Genomic DNA, 17,621 nt, shown 5'->3' with positions numbered 1-17,621 from the left:
TACTAGTCATTCACAGCCTTTGGGCGACCAATGGGACAATCTAGCCATTGATGCGCCATCCCAGTTCTGGCTATGTGTGTCCAATGCCGTGCTGTTGCTGGACAACACCCCAAAATTTGACAAATTGACCTTTGAGTTTTTCCCTCATCTGCCAACAACATGATTTCAATCCGCTGTCGGTAAGATTCAGGTAAACTTTTTTCCAAACTTCCTAACAGTAATTTACGTTGAAATGATGTTAAATACTTACTGTTAGTGATATTTGTATATTTTGTTTCACTTTTCATTTGGTAGTCGGAGATACACGTACAATTAACTAGTTTTTTAGACATCCGAATGTCTTGTAAATGATGTATGATTTGGCACTTCTATTTCATCTAAGTAGAGATATACAAAAGCTAATTTTTCCTTGTAGCTCTAATACTTATTACGTTTTGTTTTTTATTTTATGCAACGAATTTAATTTTCATAAATGATATTTTTTATAACAAAGTTTTGTATATTGCTTTTGTTGTATGGAGTTAGGCTACAAATCCTATTTATAAATTCCGAAATTAGTCGCTGAATTTTAATAAAGTTTTTGTAAAGATAATTTTATTTTTTCAGAGAAATATAAGTCATAGCAGAATTGCCGTTACTACGGATGAAAATTCCTTTGAGAGCAGTTTTAAATTGAATAGATCACGCGTAAGAGCACGGTATAGCAATCCTAAATGAGTTACGAATAATAACAGATTTTAACGACTCATTGGAAAGTAGCAAAATTATAAAAAAACTTTTCTGAAAATAAATTTAGATGCTTTTGAAATTTTAATATAATATAGCTAATATTAACTTACTAAATCGCAGTTAATTCAATACCAGGGAAGCAAAATTATGGCAACAATTATAGGCACTGATGCAGACGACACTTTGATCGGAACTGCCGGGAATGACACATTTATCGGCAGTGCAGGCGATGATACCATAAAGGGTGGAAATGGTAACGATGTTGTTGACTACAGCAGTTTAGGACAACCTATAACAATCCAACCAGTGGTTATTCAAAAAGGTGCTATTGGAACTGACACCTTTAAAGATTTTTTTGAAGGCGTCATTGGTGCTACTGGACAGATTAACAGTATTGATGCTACTTCTGACAGCACAAATGTATCAATAGTAGCTGACTTATCTAAAGAAAGACTAGAAATCAGAGTTGTAGGTTCGCCGCCAATAATAGTCAATGTGAAGAATTTTGTAAATGTAATTGGTACAAGTCAAAATGATGCCATTACTGGTAATGCTCAGGATAATCAATTATTTGGCGAAGGTGGCAATGACATTATTAGAGGCAGCGCAGGCAACGATACCTTAGATGGTGGAGGTGGTACTGATACAGCTGATTATAGCAAAATAGGTGTAAGCTCTACCATCTTTATTGATGGAACTTTTAAAAAAAGTGGTGGACTAGGTACAGATTTCCTTAACAATTTTGAAAAACTTGTTGTTGATGCTAGTGAAAATAACACTATAGATGCCTCCATTGCTCCTTCAGCACCCCTTATAATTGGAGATGCATCAGTCAACGCTAACCTTGAAACTCAAAGTTTCGTAGTGAATAATCTTCCTGACGGAAATACAGCTAAGTTCACATTTATAAACTTTGATAATGTCAAAGGTACAAATCAAAGTGACACCATTGTTGGAGATAGGCAAAATAATCTGTTATTTGGCAATGGCGGTAACGATATACTTTCTGGCGGGAGTGGCAATGACATACTCGCTGGTGGAAACGGCAACGATACTCTCACTGGTGGATTAGGTGCAGATAAATTTGTTTTTAGCAACGTATTAGAGGGTGTTGACATTATCAAAGACTTTAAGGCTGTTGAAGGTGACAAAATTCAGATTTCTCAAGCAGGGTTTGGTGCTACTTCCATCAGCGACTTCAGTTATGATCCCCTAAATGGTTCTCTGTTCTTCCAAGATTCTAGATTCGCCATCATTGAAAATAAGCCTATTGGTTTCCAAGCTAATCTAGACATTCAATTGGTTTAAAAACCAATAGCACTAAAATAAAGTATTTGGTGTAACTTTTAGAGATATTCGGTAGGGGAGGAATTGGATGGCAATTGAGCAATATTTTTTGCCAATTTAGCCATAACTGAATGATTTTCTTTACTCCTCCAGTTTCCCCTACCCTCCTTTTGGGCCAGTCAAATCTCTTCGGAGAAAAAGTTTTTGGTTTACTGTTAATCTTATGGCGGGAAGGGAATAGGAGTTAGGAGTTATTATTCTTTCCATGCCTTATGCTCCATACCCTGTTTGGGCAATGCCCTTTTAATTAAATCCAAGAATTGAACCACATTCGCAGCTTATAACCGTTAGGGGAGAGAGGTAAACCCAAATAAACGGGCATCCAGAAAATAAAAGCAACCAGAATGATAAAAGTAATGGTGACACCTACCGCCCGGAGTTGTTGATAATAACTGCGAAGACACTGATCAACAAACCAAGCGATCGCTAAAAATACAAATACTACTGCACACATATAGTGGTAGATAAAAACGCACCTCGTCACCTTCACCCAAGGTAATAAGTTAGCGGCATAATTTATAACTAAATACAACGCAATCCAAGTATCAACACTAAGAGTTGCAGGCACAGAAAAACGCTTTTCCTTCACCCAAAAAATCACTAATTGTGACACCAGCATCCCTACTAAAAACAACATGGCAGCGACACCAAACCACCATAAAAATGGATTGCCCATTGCATGGACATCATAAATAACTTGTCCAGCACCGGCAGGTAAAGGTGGGCCCATTACAGGTAATGGTTCGGTGATACTTTCAGCTGTTTGATAATAATATGCCATTGGTCGAGTCATCAAAGGCCATTTGTACCAGGCAGCACAGTAAGGATGTACGTTAGGACTATTGCCACCTAAATGTAAGTGAAACTTCAAAATTTGCTGATGTACTGCAATAAATCCATATGTTTTATCTAGTTGAAGGTGGGGAATCCAGATGATGCTGTAGATAAAAGCTGGGATAATTCCTAGATAAAATAGCATCTGGAAAATATTTAGCTGAGTCAAGTTTTGTAGTGGTGTCTGAGATGAGGGAGAATAAGTACTAACTTCTGCTTCCTGACTCCTGCTTTGTACGTCCTTCAACGAGAGGGATGTAAAAAAGAGTTTAGAGTTAGGAAAAGAATGCATTCCTCTAATTACCCAAGCTACTATCCAAATAAGATAAGCACCTAACAGAAACCATAAACCATTCCACTTAGTACCGACTGACGCACCAAAAGTAATACCAGCAAAAACTAACCAAAATGAACGTCGCCGATTTTGGTTATCTAATGCCAATAATAAAAACCAGTGCCCTAATAAACCAAAGATGACGATATAAATATTACTTAAAGCATAGCGAGACTCAACTAGAAAGATACCATCACAAGCTGTGAACAAACCTGCTAGGATTGCAAAGCTAGGGCGATAACTCAATTGATAAGCGATCGCAGCCACAACTAAAGGGATAAATGAGCCTGTGAGGGCATTTAACCAACGATAAGTCCAAGGCGATCGCAATGAACCTGTCAGTCCATTGACAGTATCGTGCCAAAAAGGAATGTGACTGCCAATCCAAATGCCGATGCCGATCATATATTGACTTAGCGGCGGATGGGCATTAAAAAATGGCGTATGCGTGAGATAATTATTACCGAATTTTGCAAAGTAAACTTCATCAAATACCAGAGTGTTAAATCGCTCCAGTCCCCAAAACCGTAAGGCAAGTGAGAGAAGAAATATACTCACCATGCCAATTCGGAACCACTTTTTAGTCATTTGTCATTAGATACTAGTTATTCTTTCTTCCCCTGCTTCCCCTGCTCTCCCTGCTCCCCTTCCACTCTTCAGGTGCATCTAGTTGGAACAGGAGTAGCTCAATACCGTAATACTTATTTGTAGTCTCTATTGGTTTCATACCCAGTCTTTGAGTTACACGGATTGAAGCATGATTTTCTGGCTTCACTACGGCATAAATCACTGGCAAGTTCAAAACACTAAATCCGTAGTTGAGCATAACTCGTCCTGCTTCTGTTGCATACCCTTTACCCCAAGATGCTCGCCTCAAGTGCCAGCCTACCTCGTAATCTTGAGTGGGTAAACCATCTTTGTCGGGCAATTGTTTAAGAAGGATAGTTCCCACAATTGTTGTAGTTTCCTTTTCGACAATTGCCCAAGATCCAGTACCATTATTGCGTCGGTGCGAGCGCTTGATACCTTCAATTAAGCGCTGACGCAGTGACTCAATGCTTGTGACACGAGAAGCTTTACCGAGAAAGTGCGTAACTTCAGGGTCATTATAAATTACAAAGGCTTGCTCGGCATCGCGTTCGGGTATCCAACTGCGAATGATCAAGCGTTCGGTTTCCAAAAGATTTGTCATCTTGCTTTTGGTTAAAATAGGATCGATGACTGCGACGGGCTGTGCCAACGCCTTTCAACATATCACTCCTGTTGATTGTACTAGTCTTGAATCAACTACAAACCATCCTACGGATTTTTTTACTCGGGACTCTCGGCTTTTGCCACTTCCAGCATCGTCTTTAAAACTGAATCTGGATTCAGGCTAATTGAGTCAATTCCTTGTTCAACCAAAAACTGAGCAAATTCTGGGTAATCGCTGGGTGCTTGCCCACAAATGCCGATTTTGCAGTTATGTTTTTTTGCAGCTTTTATAGCCATTTTCACCATTTGCTTGACAGCAGGACTGCGCTCATCAAACAACCTCGCTACTAACGCTGAATCCCTGTCTATCCCCAGTGTTAGCTGAGTTAAATCATTGGAACCAATCGAGAAGCCATCAAATACCTCAGCAAAGTCCTCAGCCAGAATAACATTACTGGGCAACTCACACATCACATAAACCTGCAAGTCGTTAACACCTTGCTTTAAACCATTTTTTGCCATCTCTGCCAAAACCAAACGCCCTTCATCGGGAGTACGACAAAAGGGAATCATCGGGATAACATTCGTCAAACCCATTTCCTCCCTTACCCGCTTGATGGCATGACATTCTAGGGCAAAAGCTTCCCTGTAACCTTGATCATAGTAACGTGCCGCCCCCCGCCAACCCAGCATTGGGTTTTCTTCGTGGGGTTCAAACTGTCGCCCACCTAATAAATTAGCATATTCATTACTTTTGAAATCTGAGGTTCGCACAATCACTGGTTTGGGATAAAATGCCGCCGCAATTCTACCTATACCTTGAGCTAATTTATTAACAAAATACTGGGGTTTTTCGTTGTAAAGTGCAGTAATTTCAGCAATTTTAGATTTGACAAATTCATCTTTTAATAAGTCATAGTGAATTAACGCCATTGGATGAATTTGGATTTGGTTAGCAATGATAAATTCTGTCCGCGCTAAACCGACTCCATCGTTAGGAATTGCCGATAAACTTAATGCTTCTTGGGGATTACCAACATTCATTAAAATTTGAGTGCGGGTGCGGGGTAAGTTCTCTAAAGGGACTTCTTTCACTTCAAAAGGTAATAACCCTGGATAAACTTTTCCTTCTTCCCCTTCAGCGCAAGAAATTGTTACCTCTTGACCAGGTTTCAAAATTTCTGTAGCATTGCTGCATCCCACGATCGCAGGTACACCCAATTCTCGCGCAATAATTGCTGCATGGCAGGTGCGCCCCCCAGAATTGGTGACAATCGCACTAGCGCGTTTCATAATTGGTTCCCAATCGGGATCGGTTCTCTCTGTCACCAAAACTTCCCCGACTTGGAACTGGTCTAGTTTGTGAACATCTAAAATTAGACGTGCTTTTCCCTGACTAATTGCTTCCCCAACCGCACGTCCCGTAACAAGCGGGATTGGGGATTGGGAATCAGGAAGTGAGGAGTAGGAATTTTCCCCATTTCCTATTCCCCATTCCCTATTCCCCAATACCAACCGATAACTCCGCAACACATTTCCCGTCTTCTGTGACTGGACGGTTTCAGGACGCGCTTGCACAATAAAAAGTTGGTTAGTAATCCCATCTTTTGCCCATTCAATATCCATTGGAGTGAAAATGCCGTGGACTTGGGAATAATGGTCTTCAATTAAACATGCCCAACTTCCTAATTGTAAAATCTCTTCATCACTCAGTGCAAATTTACCTCTTTCGCTGGTCGAAACCGAAACATTTTTCGTAAACTTGGAGCCATCATCATAAATCATTTTCAGTTCTTTACTGCCCAATCTTTTATCGATAATTGGGCGGAAACCAGCTTTTAAAGTTGGTTTAAAAACATAATATTCATCAGGATTTACAGACCCTTGAACAACATTTTCCCCTAAACCGTAGGCGGCTGTAATCAGCGCAGCATCCTTAAAACCGGTTTCCGTGTCAATGGAGAACATCACCCCAGAGGTTGCTAAGTCAGAGCGCACCATTTTTTGCACGCCCACAGTTAGAGCAATGCTAAAGTGGTCAAATCCCTTGGTGTGGCGATAAGAAATGGCGCGATCAGTAAATAGGGAAGCAAAGCATTTATGACAAGCTGCTAAAACTCCTTCAGCACCGACAACGTTGAGGTAAGTTTCCTGCTGTCCAGCAAAACTAGCATCGGGAAGGTCTTCGGCGGTAGCGCTGGAACGGACTGCAACATCTGTCTCTGCGTTGTATTGTTCACTGAGACTCTGATAAGCTTTAGCAATCGCCTCTCGCAATTCTACAGGAAATGGGGTATGGATTAATAGCGATCGCGCTTTTTTTCCCCGTTCTCGTAAATTTTTGACATCCTCAACATCTAAGTCAGCAAAAAGTTTGCGTAACTTTGCTTCTAACCCCGCTGATTGGATGAAATGATGATAAGCATAAGCGGTGGTGGCGAATCCAGTGGGAACGTTAATACCTTTGGGCGTTAGCTGTTGAATCATTTCCCCCAGTGAGGCATTTTTACCACCAACTACAGGGATATCAGCAATGCCAACTTCATCAAACCACAGAATCAGCGATCGCTCTTTTGCAGATAGAGATAAAGTGCTTTTAGATACATTAACCATAAAAATTACCTTTTCAGTTTATACTCAATTTGATCAGTGCCTAACCACTAGTATATTTTTCCTATCTTCAATTTTAGATTTTGCAGCCAGCGAGGTGATTTTGGATTGTGCAATTAAATTGGAAACTATAGTCTAGAAATAACAATTATTCGAGATAATGGCTATATCTGAATACCTGAAGCAATCCACAATGGTGCAACTAGAACGACTGCTGAAAATGGCAGAAGATGAGCTAACTAAGTACAGCACTGATGCCCGTAAAATTGAAAAACTGCGCCGTAAAATAGGTTTAACAGTATCAGCAACAGAACAGCAGCAAGTCAAAGAGGCATTACTTGCTACTATAAAATCTAATATAATTACCCAAATTGTCGAAGAACAAAGACAAGCGGTAGCCTTACCATTTTGGGGAATTGCTGGATTAGGTTTGTTAGTGGGAATTTCTTTAAATCAACCCATAGGCTTGTTAGCATCTGTAGTTGGGACTGTATTAGCTTACAGAATTCAGAAATGGGGTTGGAAATTGCAGGCAACTCGTTTATTGTTACAAACCTTGGAGGATATCGAAATACGTATTGCCCAACCCAATAAGTAACAAAATAGATGCACTTTTTAGATAAATTATTTGTATATACTTAAAGTCTAATATATATACTAAAAAATCAACTGATTGACATCTGGTAATACCAATTCTGTATGAAGATGCGCCATATATGAGGAACGAACCACGTTCGCGCCGCCTCTGCAAGAGTTGTGGCTGACCGCAGGGTAGGACACAAAGAAAGAAATAAGAAGCCAAAAAAATTTGGCGCAGCCTCACAAAGAAATGGTATAAGTACTTAACAATCCCTTTGGGATCACCATAGCAAAAAAATTAGATATTGGATTTGAGATCAGGTATTTATTCAGATGGTTTGCCCAAGAGGGGATTTGAGAGCAAAGTTAGAGAAACTTTCCCATATTTTCGCCAAATGTATTTGGTAGATTATCCTTGTAGCGTTGTTCCTTGGCAAACACCTGAAATGAATAGGAACTTCTCGCCTCAAAATTATCCAAACTAGGCTGGATACCTGCAAAAACTTCTTCCGAGTCTTGCAACTCCCACTCCAGAATACAAGTTCGCAGTTCAACAGCAACAACACTTATATCTTGCCCCTCGTGTGCAGCTTTTTCATAAAGTTGTGCTTCTACTTCTGGACTAAGAGAAATGAGGATAGACATAGACTCGGTTCTTTTGCTATCAAGCCTCTGGGCGTCATTCTAACAAATCCCAAGGAATAAAGCCTAACTGCCTAACTCAGAAAGCTCATCTTTTACAGCTTCAATAAAGTATTTTTTCAACGAAGAGTAGGATTTTTGGTTTTGCTTATTTTTAGATTGAGTATTTTACTTGGCATCTCCCAAAAACTTTTCGATTTGCAGAAATTATTATCTTTATTGCCTCCTCACAGCAATTGTGTAATTAGGTAGATGTGAGGCATCTGTTTGAGTTTTCACAAGTCGCCAGTCATTATCTATATATAAATTCTCAAACACTTGAGAAGTTGCTAAGGATGTTTGTTGAAATTCATTAGTATGATTTATCTCTAAATTTTCTAATTTGACAGCTTTAGGCAAAGCCAGTTTTGACGCATTCAGTTTGACTTTAGTATTAACTACATTAGTAAACCAGCTGTAGACTGATTCTAAAGTTAGAGGAATTTCTCTATTTTTAAAAGCCTGAAATCTATCAATGTTTTGAAGACACCATTTACCATTTTGAACTCCATATTTTTGGATCACCATGAAATCATAAGCTGGTAAATTTGATTCGAAATTCTGGGATAAAGACGACTCTTTTCCCAGTATATAGCGAGCTATACTAGCACAATAACCATCACGCTGAAAAATTTGGAAGGACTGCTCTTGTATTCTTTTTGGTAAACTTTCATGAAACGATATGGTAGACCATATTGGTGTCCAAACACCCACTAAAAGCCGTAATTGCTCTGTTACACTCAAAACAGGATTATGTTGGCTCAACTTTATAAAATAGGGAAGTAATTCAGTTTTGTAAAATTTCATTTCGGCATTTAAAGTTTCTGGCTTTCGCTCTTGAACTCGTGCCAAAATTTCATTTTTAACTTTTAGTGTTTTTGTAACACTTAATTGATTTTTTTGTAATAGGTCGAGCATTACTATTTACCTTTTTCTCATTTTTTTAGATGACTTGGTAAGAATTAAAAACTGATGAGTTTAGTGCTTATCAGGGTATCATGCATCCCTTTATACTGTAAAAGTAGAGCCTATTAACTCCTCCTTTTGACAGTTATTTGGTGTTTATGTGCTTGATACTATCTATTTTTACTAATAAACTGGTGTGATCCCGGTCACTGTAAACTAAATATATTCAAGAAGTATTTAAAAATTAGAGTATTGCATACATAGACATATAGCAGCTTAGAGGATGTTTTAAAACTGCCGAAAGGTATAAATTTGCAGTTCTGCACTAGGTTAAATGCAAGGCAAAATCAAGGTTGCGCCATGTACTTAGATGCTTTGCTGTACTAACTATGAGAGCAAAAGACCCTTTTAAAACATCCTCTTAAGGCAGGGTAGGAGAAGCGCTATCAATTCACATACATGAAGTGCGAAGGATGAAAATTTTGCTCCTTCACACTTCATTGTTTATCTGAAATTTCTAAGACTCTCTTCCCGATGCCCAGGTATCACGCCATTTTACAGTCCCTTCTTTAGCAATTACCCAGCGACGATTTACAAGATTTTCACGCAGAGGCGATCGCCCTTCCCGCCACATGGCATATTTATAAGCAATCAGCTTACCAGCACTCTCATCAAAGGGAATCTCAGCAGACCAAGTATTCGAGTTGATGTACTCTAGGGGATATGCTTTGCTGATATCCCAATTACCCAACTCTGGGCAATCTCCAATTACCACAATGATTTCACCGGGTTTGGTATCCACACCATTGAGTTGAACGCGCACAATTGTCTGTGCTTTTATCCGTTCCCCAACGTGGCTGAAAACAATCACTCCCCGTTCTTCTAGTAATAAGTCATAAATCTTACCATTTTTCACCTCATACTTATTGCGAGTCACTACGCAGGTATGTTCCCCATCGGGCAATTCTGTTTCTACTTCCGGGAGAGTAACTTCTCCTCCCCGGTTTAAAGCTACAAAACATAGGGAGTCACGATAACGACGCACATAACAGTAAATGTCGGAGGTGAGATATTTTTGCCAGTGGCTACCCATTGACACGGCTGGATTTAGTCGCCGTAAACCAGACAGCAGCCTGATGCAACGATAAATCTCACTCTCAGTATCCCAATTTTCCATCATCGGGCGGTTATAAGGATCGTTACCACCGTCGGTGTCGTTATGCAGATACTGTTCTGTACCGTAGTAAATGCAGGGAATGCCGCGAGATGTCATAATTAAGGCGATCGCAACCTTCAGCATCGCTGGATCGGGGTTCAGCGATTGGAAGCGGCACATATCATGGTTATCGATGAAAGTGACTAACTCTGCTGCACCTTTATAGCGATAATCCTGGTCAAAAATGTATTGAATTGTTTGGAATCCCATTTCTGAACCTTGGCCCAGTGCGGCTCGGATTGCCACACACAACCCAAAGTCTAGAATTGTCATGCCTGAGTGGTTAACAAATTCCACTGAGAGATCGTCAGCAGGATTACTGTAAATCCATTCACCAAAAATAAATACATCTGGTTTGTGATTGCTCATATCGCCAGTGAATTCTTGCCAAAACCAAATGGGCATATGCTTGACAGTATCCACCCGCAGTGCATCTACACCCCGGTCTAGCCATTGTTTAATGGCTGACTTGATATACTCACGATATTCAGTATTGTTTTCATTGAAGGTTGCTAAACCAGATAGTTCACAGTTCTGCACTTGCCAATCGTCTTCCCAGTTTTGCACTTCGCCATAGTGATGATACCAATTATTGACATCATCATTGAAGTCAGCAATTTTCACGCCATCATCATATAATTCACCTTTGCTACCGCTGGTATCAGGTGTGCTATGGTTGCAGACAATATCTAGCACTAGCTTCATATTGCGCTTGTGCAGTTCCGCAATTAACCGATCAAAGGTTGTATTTTTTTCTTCTTGGGTAGCATTTAAAGAAGGATTCTCTCCTTCAGCAATATAGCGAGGATTGAGCCGTTTAAAGTCTTTTGTCCAATAGCCATGTAACGCTGCATTGCCAACAAATAATTCTTCAACCTGCTCGAACAGTGGAGTTAGCCAAAGGGCAGTCACTCCCATATTTTTGAGATAATCTAATTTATCGATGACACCTTGCAAGTCGCCACCCCAGTACTTACCCCATTCTTGTCTACTTGGATCGTACAGTTCTGAGTTTGCACCTTCGCTGTTATCTTGATCGCCATCATAAAAGCGATCGACCACAAGAAAGTAAATGGTTTCCTGACGAAATTCAATATCTCTGGTGTAAAGAAACTCTAGGTCAATCTCAGTCTCTGATGGTGGTGTTTCTATAATAGCTTGTACTTTTTCGTGTGCAGAATCAACTTTGTATTGATCTGGTGAAAACTGAGATGGAGGGGTTTGTACCATAAAAAAACTCAAAATTTCATGAAATTCACGTTTTCACGTTTGTAGAACCAACAGTACAACGTTTCGAGTATTGTGTGTAACTACAAATTTCGGTATTGTGACATCCGGCCCACGGTGTAAGGATCTATCGCTAGCTAGTTCCTAATTCTATCGATAGATATAATTCATTTGCTAGAGAATAAAAACTAATCAATATAGATAGCAATTATTAACAGTAATTGCTTGATCATAAAAATTTACAATATTTAGTCAAAGTGGCCAGCGGTAAATATTGAGCCGATGATATGGGAAGTCAGCATTTTGTAGAGTCTGATTACAGCAAGGCTTAATTAGCGCTGGAGATTAGCTCTCAACAAGGTTTCGTTATCCCTGAGCAATACCGAGTAAACGACGTAAGTTAAGTCGGTGGGAATAAATCAAACTATGTGTTTTGCAATGTAAAATTATTGTAATTGATTTCGTAGTCAGCGGCTCCAGCCCTTTTTTGCTGGCGTAGCGGACGCACCAGAGGACTAAAGTCCTCTCTACGAGACGTTATGGGAACACTACAAACCTTTTTATTTACGCCGTCCTACTTAGTTAGTCAACTTTTTCTCTAGAAGATTCGCTGCATTGGTAAACTGACCATTGTCACTTTCAATCTGTTATTACTATCAAAGAATTAATTTAGGTAGCAATTATGACAAAATATGACTTGGTTTTTAACTCACCAAAGACATCAGAGGAATCACTAAGTCCAGAGGAAGCGGTGGCGGCGATCGCAACTGTGACTGTGATCGCTGATTCATCCATTGACGATGTAGATGCAGAAAGTTTAGCGGGTATCCTCTGGGAATTCGAGGTCTTCGAGGAATATTCAGAAGATGAAATCGCCGAAATAGTTGATAGACTCATAGGCATTGCCGAAGAAGAGGGAATTGGGCCCCTGTTTAATACCGCCAAAGTATCTCTGTCTGATGAATTAGTGCTCGATGGTTTTGCAGCTGGGGTGATAGTGCTTTTAGACGATGAACTCGCCATCCCGAAACCGAAACAAGCCTACCTCAAAAAGCTACAAGCAGCCTTAGAACTGGAGGATGAAGAAGCAGAGGAAATCATCAAGGAAGTAGTTGCAGCCTTTAAAGAAACTGAAGAAGAATATGCAGATGACGAAGATGCAGACGACGAAGATACAGACGACGAAGATGAAACAGTAGTCATAGAAGATTTTACTCAACAGACATATCAATCACCCTTAGGTAACTTTACTGTGCAAATTCCAGTTGATCCGCAGCAGGGTGGTAGAATTCAAAGCCAGGAAGGAGTAGTTGGCTTTTCTGATGACATCGGTACTTTGCTGAGAATCGATTATTATCCTTTTCCTCTAGAACAGTTAGAGGAACTGGAGTCTGTTGGACAAGAAGAATATTTACAAACAATCTTAGTAGACAAGTATGTACCGCAAGCGATTTTTGTCAATGTACCAGATGCTTCTGTGGAGTATAGCGAATATCTGAAAGATACCTTGCGAGGCGCTTACTACGTGTTAATCGATATGCCCAAAGGTTCGACAATTTCTAAGCAAGAAAATAATGGAACTGCGATCAGATTAGACGCTTATCGGGGGCTGCTCACCTTTATCAGTGGTGAATTTTTGTATATAGTTAGTAGTCAGCACAGCTTTATTAACGGCGAAACTCCTGATTCCCTTGAAGAAGAGGCCGAAGACATCAAGGAGAGTATTTTAGAGTTTATTGAAACTATAGAGTTCAATTAGTACAGCTTTGCGTAAAGTGTAGCGTTTTTAATGCAAACTAATGCATTAACAATGCAAACCGACGCATTAACAATGCAAACCGACGCATTAACAATGTAAATCGATGCATTAACAATGTAAACCGACGCATTAACAATGCAAATCGACGCATTAACAATGTAAACCGATGCATTAACAATGTAAACCGATGCATTAACAATGCAGCCGATGCATTGGCATTACCGGGTATTGCCAAATTTATTTCGCTACGAATTAATCAAATGTTGTACTTATATCATGTCCGGCTAATTAGTTATGGTTCCCACAGTCATTGCACCGCATACGCCAGATGCTCCACTTAGGGGACCCCTAGTTAACGCTGGCTCCCCTTAATCCCCTAAGAGCAAGCTCTTAGGGGAGACAAAGCATAGCTTTGGCGGGATGGGGTTCTTAGGGTTTAATAAGTAATTGGTATTGGGAACGGTGGCGTTCTCAATTCAGTGTCCATAACTCATCAACTCATGTGATGTACATTTGGAAAGGGCGATGTCTGACGACAAGCCCAGGGGCGAAGTGTCTCCGGTGTCTACGCTTGTGATTTTTCATGACTTTAACCCTGCTAAACAATCGCTATCGAGTTATCCAAGTAATCGGCGCTGGTGGTTTCGGCGAAACCTTTCTGGCAGAAGATGTCCATATGCCATCTCGCCGTCGCTGTGTGATTAAGCAACTCAAACCGATAACCAATAATGACCCACAAACCTACCAACTTATCCAACAGCGCTTTGAACGGGAAGCAGCAACCTTGGAGTATTTGGGTGAAAGTAGTGACCAAATTCCCAAACTCTACGCCTACTTTTCTGAGAACGGGCAATTTTACCTCGTCCAAGAATGGATTCACGGCCAAACCCTGACAAAAATTATCGAAGCCAAAGGATTTGAGAGTGAAACTGCTGTTAGGCAAATTCTCTTGAGTCTGCTTTCAGTCTTGGATTATGTCCACAGCAAAGGCATTATTCATCGGGATATCAAGCCAGATAATATTATTCTCCGTTCTGTTGATAGCAAGCCAGTTTTGATTGATTTTGGTGCAGTCAAAGAAACAATCCGTTCCGTGGTGAATTCTCCAGGACACCCGACGCGATCGCTCGTCATTGGTACACCTGGGTATATGCCTAGCGAACAAGCCGTTGGCCGCCCAGTTTACGCCACTGATATTTACAGCTTAGGTTTAACGGCGATTTATCTGCTGACTGGCAAACACCCGCAAGAACTACTAACTGATCTCAAAACTGGGGAAATACTTTGGCTTCAGTTCGCCCCTAACGTCTCTTCCCAATTGGCGGCGGTACTCAATCAGGCAATTAAACCTCATGCTGGCGATCGCTACAGCACTGCTAGTAAAATCTTCGATGCCTTGCAGTCTGCTACTAATATACCTCCTGAGTCAGGTGCAAATGCTTCCACAGTCATTTTTTCTCCCACTGCGACATCGACTCGACAAACCCAGCCATTATATTCCCCGCAAAAAAATTCGGCGATCGCAGAGTCTTCCTCTAGTGGAAACTGGCAAAAACCTGCTGTGATCGTTGGTAGTTTGCTGGTAGGTGGCTTGCTTGGTGCGATCGCAATTGCTAACATCACTCGTCAGCAACAACCAGAAATAACCATTGCCACAAGTCCCACCCCATCGCCAAAATCTTTGCCTTCCACTCCTACATCTCCCGAACCACCTGTTTCTTCCCAAACTTCTCCAGTTTCAGTTGTACCGATCTCACCACCACAACAGCCAGTAATTCCCGATCCCTTGCCAACTTTTAATGTCCCTGTTGTATCCACACCACTGCCAAAAAAGAAGCCTGTAACTTCAGATACTCCAGCGCCAGTAGCAGTATTCACACCACAGCCAGAACCAGAGAATGAGGCGATGCCAAAAGCAGGCAATGCCAACGCAGTTCCCACACCAGAAGTGCGTTCCACACCACAGAACAAGCCCCGGAGTAAATTAGCTGCCACTACCAGCAGACAAAGCGTCCCCGCATTCCCTACAGGTACAGCAAGAAACATCGTAGAAGCTACCCTCGGCAAACCAAATCAAGATTTAAGAGGCGCATGGGGCAAGACGCGTGCTGTTGTTTACAAACTAGTGCCAAACAAAATTGACCTTGGCTACTTATTTGATCGTAATTCTAAAGTGCTGCGTCAAACTGAGGTAGCTTTTGCCCAATCGGTAGATCCGCAGGTAATGGAGGCTACCTTGAATGGAATGTTAGATGGGCAAGCCACTGAAGAAATTCAGCAGGGACTTAAACAGGTACAACAGCGCCAGTCTGATAATTTTAGTTTTCAGAATGGCTCAGTTAAAGGTCAGATTATCCGCCAAAAATGTGATTTTATTTACATCAGCATTTGGGATGCAGATTTACATGATTTTGTAAGTCCATCGACAGCCAAAAGGTGTTAGTTACCTGGGAAACATTGTTCTCAAAAGTTTAAAGTACTTTATGCAACTAGAATAGACATCAGCCAAACTAATTTCTTTATCCCCAATTATCTGCGATCGCCAGGAGTGCCAAACTATTGTGAACGCGATCAATCAGTTTCTCAGGCTGATGCCCTAATATCTCAATCGGTAGATGTATTCGTTAAGTTGGTATTGTTTCATCAGAAAGGATTATTGGTCATTTGATTGCAACTCCCAACAATAAAATTACTAACATGCGGTACAAATTATTTGGCAAGAGTGGATTGCGCGTGTCTGAAATGTGTCTCGGCACGATGACCTTTGGTGAAGACTGGGGCTGGGGTGCGCCCAAAGACACGAGCCGTCAGATTTTCGAGACGTTTGTTGAAGCGGGTGGAAACTTTATCGACACGGCAAACCAATACACCAACGGTAGCAGCGAAAAGATTGTCGGTGAATTGATTGCTTCAGATCGAGAACGCTTTGTCATTGCCACCAAGTATTCGCTATCGAATCAGATGAAAGATAGCAGCAAAAATCCTAATGGCAGCGGCAACCATCGCAAGAATCTCATGCAATCGCTTGAAGGCAGTTTGAAGCGCTTGAACACAGATTATGTCGATGTGCTGTGGCTGCACGCATGGGACTTCACCACTCCCGTTGAAGAAGTGATGCGAACGTTTGATGATATGGTGCGGCAAGGTAAAGTGCTTTACATTGGCGTGTCCGATACGCCTGCGTGGATTGTGTCAGAAGCGAATACGTTAGCTCGATGCAATGGCTGGACGCAATTTATCGCACTGCAAATTGAGTACAGCTTAATCGAACGCACGCCAGAACGCGATTTGTTACCGATGGCAAACGCCTTCGATCTGGCAGTCACACCGTGGTCACCGTTGGCGGGAGGTGTGCTGTCGGGAAAATATAGCCAATCGAATGGCAACGGGCAATCTACCTCACGTGGCTTAGACATTCCAGAACGCAGTTTGAATATTGCTCAAACCGTTGGAGAAATTGCTCAAGAGTTGGGACGCTCGTCTGCTCAAATTGCGCTCGCCTGGATTCGTGCCCAGAGTCCACAAATGATTCTGATTTTGGGTGCGCGGAAGCTGGAACAACTGCAAGATAACCTGAAGTGCTTAGAGGTAACGTTATCGCCAGAGCAGTTGCAGCAGCTAAATCGAGTCAGTCAGATCGAACTGGGTTTCCCCCATGACTTTTTAAAGAGTGACTTGATGCGCGGTAACTCGTTTAGCGGCATGTATGAGGCAATTGATAATCCTCGCCAACTGGTCACAAACACCTAACGCAATCTAATCGATTGTGTTGCAAAAAATGGAGTAGAAAACAGCTTCCTATACCATTTACAGTAATCATCTACAAATTTTATCGTTTCGACAGGCAAACTGTCCTCAAATATAGACTCAACAGGGCTTTGGGCCACTTCACTATGTTATTCTCTCATGAGACTGATGGAAGAGCGTTATCCTAAGTTGCGATCAACAGTAATTTAGATGCCTTTGCCCTGGTTTGGATTGCTGTGGAGTGCCCGGATTGCCACTCTACTATCATCAAACGTGGCAAATTCTCTGAAGATAAACAACGTTTCTAAGGAAAAAATCATGACTACTGCTCGCCCCTATATTACAACGCCAGATACGGCTCCAAACTTCTGGCAGATCCGCAACCTTTGGCGCGTGATGGCAACAGGCATTCAGACTGGCGGCTCTTTCTGTGCATTGGATCAGCTTGTGTCCGCAGA

Annotated in this window: 13 protein-coding genes; 5 read left to right on the top strand and 8 right to left on the bottom strand. The window is 41.2% G+C overall.

All coding sequences use genetic code 11. From position 1 onward, the window contains the following. Window positions 1–2: 2 nt before the first annotated feature. Window positions 3–287: a helix-turn-helix domain-containing protein gene (locus tag V7K40_RS16925; RefSeq protein ID WP_334961582.1), complete on the bottom strand. Its 285-nt coding sequence runs from the start codon at window positions 285–287 to the stop codon at window positions 3–5. A gap of 589 nt (window positions 288–876) precedes the next feature. Between V7K40_RS16925 and V7K40_RS16920 the strand changes: the two genes are divergently transcribed. Continuing rightward, the gene (locus V7K40_RS16920) at window positions 877–2,037 is read left to right on the top strand and encodes a calcium-binding protein (RefSeq protein WP_334961580.1); all 1,161 of its coding nucleotides are present in this window, start codon (window positions 877–879) and stop codon (window positions 2,035–2,037) included. Window positions 2,038–2,323: 286 nt separating this feature from the next. Here the strand turns inward: V7K40_RS16920 and V7K40_RS16915 are convergent, their stop codons facing one another. The 3 genes from V7K40_RS16915 to ppsA form a co-directional block, all read right to left on the bottom strand. After that, window positions 2,324–3,832 (bottom strand): phospholipid carrier-dependent glycosyltransferase, encoded by a 1,509-nt coding sequence (locus V7K40_RS16915; protein WP_334961577.1) that lies wholly within the window; start codon window positions 3,830–3,832, stop codon window positions 2,324–2,326. Between the two features lie 13 nt (window positions 3,833–3,845). Beyond that, a complete protein-coding gene (locus V7K40_RS16910; RefSeq protein WP_334961575.1) occupies window positions 3,846–4,436 on the bottom strand; it encodes a GNAT family N-acetyltransferase in 591 nt (196 codons plus the stop codon). Between the two features lie 119 nt (window positions 4,437–4,555). After that, the gene (gene ppsA, locus V7K40_RS16905; RefSeq protein ID WP_334961573.1) at window positions 4,556–7,051 is read right to left on the bottom strand and encodes a phosphoenolpyruvate synthase; all 2,496 of its coding nucleotides are present in this window, start codon (window positions 7,049–7,051) and stop codon (window positions 4,556–4,558) included. Window positions 7,052–7,241: 190 nt separating this feature from the next. Between ppsA and V7K40_RS16900 the strand changes: the two genes are divergently transcribed. Further along, window positions 7,242–7,646 (top strand): hypothetical protein, encoded by a 405-nt coding sequence (locus V7K40_RS16900; RefSeq protein WP_334961924.1) that lies wholly within the window; start codon window positions 7,242–7,244, stop codon window positions 7,644–7,646. 347 nt (window positions 7,647–7,993) lie between these two features. On the opposite strand, the gene V7K40_RS16895 is transcribed toward V7K40_RS16900, so the two are convergent. From V7K40_RS16895 to V7K40_RS16885, 3 genes are all read right to left on the bottom strand, one after another. After that, window positions 7,994–8,272: a hypothetical protein gene (locus tag V7K40_RS16895; protein ID WP_334961571.1), complete on the bottom strand. Its 279-nt coding sequence runs from the start codon at window positions 8,270–8,272 to the stop codon at window positions 7,994–7,996. A 213-nt stretch (window positions 8,273–8,485) separates the two neighbouring features. Then, window positions 8,486–9,226 (bottom strand): hypothetical protein, encoded by a 741-nt coding sequence (locus V7K40_RS16890; protein ID WP_334961569.1) that lies wholly within the window; start codon window positions 9,224–9,226, stop codon window positions 8,486–8,488. A 505-nt stretch (window positions 9,227–9,731) separates the two neighbouring features. Beyond that, complete coding sequence (locus V7K40_RS16885) at window positions 9,732–11,660, bottom strand: alpha-amylase family glycosyl hydrolase (protein ID WP_334961567.1); 1,929 nt, start codon at window positions 11,658–11,660, stop codon at window positions 9,732–9,734. Between the two features lie 679 nt (window positions 11,661–12,339). Between V7K40_RS16885 and V7K40_RS16880 the strand changes: the two genes are divergently transcribed. Next, complete coding sequence (locus tag V7K40_RS16880; protein WP_334961564.1) at window positions 12,340–13,416, top strand: tellurite resistance TerB family protein; 1,077 nt, start codon at window positions 12,340–12,342, stop codon at window positions 13,414–13,416. Between the two features lie 37 nt (window positions 13,417–13,453). On the opposite strand, the gene V7K40_RS16875 is transcribed toward V7K40_RS16880, so the two are convergent. Continuing rightward, on the bottom strand, window positions 13,454–13,651 hold the full coding sequence (locus V7K40_RS16875) for a hypothetical protein (protein WP_334961563.1): 198 nt from the start codon (window positions 13,649–13,651) through the stop codon (window positions 13,454–13,456). 348 nt (window positions 13,652–13,999) lie between these two features. Here V7K40_RS16875 and V7K40_RS16870 point away from each other — a divergent pair, with 348 nt between their 5' ends. Together V7K40_RS16870 and V7K40_RS16865 are read left to right on the top strand one after the other, a co-directional pair. After that, window positions 14,000–15,859: a protein kinase gene (locus tag V7K40_RS16870; RefSeq protein WP_334961561.1), complete on the top strand. Its 1,860-nt coding sequence runs from the start codon at window positions 14,000–14,002 to the stop codon at window positions 15,857–15,859. Window positions 15,860–16,113: 254 nt separating this feature from the next. Next, on the top strand, window positions 16,114–17,166 hold the full coding sequence (locus V7K40_RS16865) for an aldo/keto reductase (protein ID WP_334961922.1): 1,053 nt from the start codon (window positions 16,114–16,116) through the stop codon (window positions 17,164–17,166). Window positions 17,167–17,621 lie beyond the last annotated feature (455 nt).

The sequence above is a fragment of the Nostoc sp. genome (genome assembly GCF_036917195.1).
In the GTDB taxonomy this organism is placed as follows: domain Bacteria; phylum Cyanobacteriota; class Cyanobacteriia; order Cyanobacteriales; family Nostocaceae; genus Nostoc.
This window is presented reverse-complemented; position numbering and strand designations above follow the sequence as displayed.

Excerpts from the sequence above, each read along its gene's own strand:
- V7K40_RS16910 (WP_334961575.1), bottom strand. The coding sequence starts at position 4,436 with ATGACAAATCTTTTGGAAACCGAACGCTTGATCATTCGCAGTTGGATA.
- V7K40_RS16915 (WP_334961577.1), bottom strand. The coding sequence starts at position 3,832 with ATGACTAAAAAGTGGTTCCGAATTGGCATGGTGAGTATATTTCTTCTC.
- V7K40_RS16865 (WP_334961922.1), top strand. The coding sequence starts at position 16,114 with ATGCGGTACAAATTATTTGGCAAGAGTGGATTGCGCGTGTCTGAAATG.
- V7K40_RS16880 (WP_334961564.1), top strand. The coding sequence starts at position 12,340 with ATGACAAAATATGACTTGGTTTTTAACTCACCAAAGACATCAGAGGAA.
- V7K40_RS16900 (WP_334961924.1), top strand. The coding sequence starts at position 7,242 with ATGGTGCAACTAGAACGACTGCTGAAAATGGCAGAAGATGAGCTAACT.
- V7K40_RS16885 (WP_334961567.1), bottom strand. The coding sequence starts at position 11,660 with ATGGTACAAACCCCTCCATCTCAGTTTTCACCAGATCAATACAAAGTT.
- V7K40_RS16870 (WP_334961561.1), top strand. The coding sequence starts at position 14,000 with ATGACTTTAACCCTGCTAAACAATCGCTATCGAGTTATCCAAGTAATC.
- V7K40_RS16925 (WP_334961582.1), bottom strand. The coding sequence starts at position 287 with ATGAAAAGTGAAACAAAATATACAAATATCACTAACAGTAAGTATTTA.
- ppsA (WP_334961573.1), bottom strand. The coding sequence starts at position 7,051 with ATGGTTAATGTATCTAAAAGCACTTTATCTCTATCTGCAAAAGAGCGA.
- V7K40_RS16890 (WP_334961569.1), bottom strand. The coding sequence starts at position 9,226 with ATGCTCGACCTATTACAAAAAAATCAATTAAGTGTTACAAAAACACTA.
- V7K40_RS16920 (WP_334961580.1), top strand. The coding sequence starts at position 877 with ATGGCAACAATTATAGGCACTGATGCAGACGACACTTTGATCGGAACT.
- V7K40_RS16895 (WP_334961571.1), bottom strand. The coding sequence starts at position 8,272 with ATGTCTATCCTCATTTCTCTTAGTCCAGAAGTAGAAGCACAACTTTAT.